Origin of the sequence: Microbacterium sp. H37-C3 (assembly GCF_027157935.1) — a bacterium.
GTDB classification, from domain to species: domain Bacteria; phylum Actinomycetota; class Actinomycetes; order Actinomycetales; family Microbacteriaceae; genus Microbacterium; species Microbacterium plantarum.
In genome coordinates this window covers 1-1,581 of sequence record NZ_JAPVLR010000011.1, presented here as the reverse complement: position 1 = coordinate 1,581, position 1,581 = coordinate 1, and the positions used below count along the sequence as shown (strand labels likewise).

The following is a 1,581-nucleotide window of genomic DNA, read 5'->3' as shown; positions in this document are numbered from 1 at the left end:
TAAAAAGTGGGTGATCCTATGCTGCCGAGAAAAGCATCGACGCGAGGTTCTAGCTGCCCGTACCCCAAACCGACTCAGGTGGTCAGGTAGAGAATACCAAGGAGATCGAGAGAATCGTGGTTAAGGAACTCGGCAAAATGCCCCCGTAACTTCGGGAGAAGGGGGGCCTTCCACTTATTAGGATTTACTCCGAAAGGGTGTGGAGGCCGCAGAGACTAGTGGGTAGCGACTGTTTACTAAAAACACAGGTCCGTGCCAAGTCGCAAGACGATGTATACGGACTGACGCCTGCCCGGTGCTGGAAGGTTAAGAGGACCGGTTAGCCGCAAGGCGAAGCTGAGAATTTAAGCCCCAGTAAACGGCGGTGGTAACTATAACCATCCTAAGGTAGCGAAATTCCTTGTCGGGTAAGTTCCGACCTGCACGAATGGCGTAACGACTTCCCAACTGTCTCAACCGCGAACTCGGCGAAATTGCACTACGAGTAAAGATGCTCGTTACGCGCAGCAGGACGGAAAGACCCCGTGACCTTTACTACAGCTTGGTATTGGTGTTCGGTGTGGCTTGTGTAGGATAGGTGGGAGACTGTGAAGCGGTGACGCCAGTTACCGTGGAGTCATTGTTGAAATACCACTCTGGTCACTCTGGATATCTAACTTCGAACCGTAATCCGGTTCAGGGACAGTGCCTGGTGGGTAGTTTAACTGGGGCGGTTGCCTCCCAAAAAGTAACGGAGGCGCCCAAAGGTTCCCTCAACCTGGTTGGCAATCAGGTGGCGAGTGTAAGTGCACAAGGGAGCTTGACTGTGAGACTGACAGGTCGAGCAGGGACGAAAGTCGGGACTAGTGATCCGGCAGTGGCTTGTGGAAGCGCTGTCGCTCAACGGATAAAAGGTACCTCGGGGATAACAGGCTGATCTTGCCCAAGAGTCCATATCGACGGCATGGTTTGGCACCTCGATGTCGGCTCGTCGCATCCTGGGGCTGGAGTAGGTCCCAAGGGTTGGGCTGTTCGCCCATTAAAGCGGTACGCGAGCTGGGTTTAGAACGTCGTGAGACAGTTCGGTCCCTATCCGCTGCGCGCGTAGGAAATTTGAGAGGATCTGACCCTAGTACGAGAGGACCGGGTTGGACGAACCTCTGGTGTGCCAGTTGTTCCGCCAGGAGCACCGCTGGTTAGCTACGTTCGGGATGGATAACCGCTGAAAGCATCTAAGCGGGAAGCCGGCCTCAAGATGAGATTTCCATGCCTTCGGGCGAGAGGCTCCCAGCCAGACTACTGGGTTGATAGGCCGGATGTGGAAGCGTGGTAACACGTGAAGCTGACCGGTACTAATAAGCCGATGACTTGATAACACACCGTTTTTGGTGCTTGCGTCCACTGAGTGGTTCTCGATGTACGGTCGAGAACCGCATAACGAATTGATCGTTGTGCAGACTGAAACATCAATAGTGTTTCGGCGGCCATAGCGTGAGGGAAACGCCCGGTTACATTCCGAACCCGGAAGCTAAGCCTCACAGCGCCGATGGTACTGCAGGGGGGACCCTGTGGGAGAGTAGGACACCGCCGGACTTCTTTCGT

The 1,581-nt window shown here is 54.5% G+C and carries 2 rRNA genes (1 of these 2 only partly in view); both read left to right on the top strand.

Annotated elements, in window-relative coordinates:
• A 23S ribosomal RNA gene (locus tag O1W71_RS16425) occupies positions 1 to 1,355 on the top strand; it begins 1,827 nt to the left of the window's first position.
• A 100-nt stretch (positions 1,356 to 1,455) separates the two neighbouring features.
• A 5S ribosomal RNA gene (gene rrf / locus O1W71_RS16420) occupies positions 1,456 to 1,572 on the top strand.
• Positions 1,573 to 1,581 lie beyond the last annotated feature (9 nt).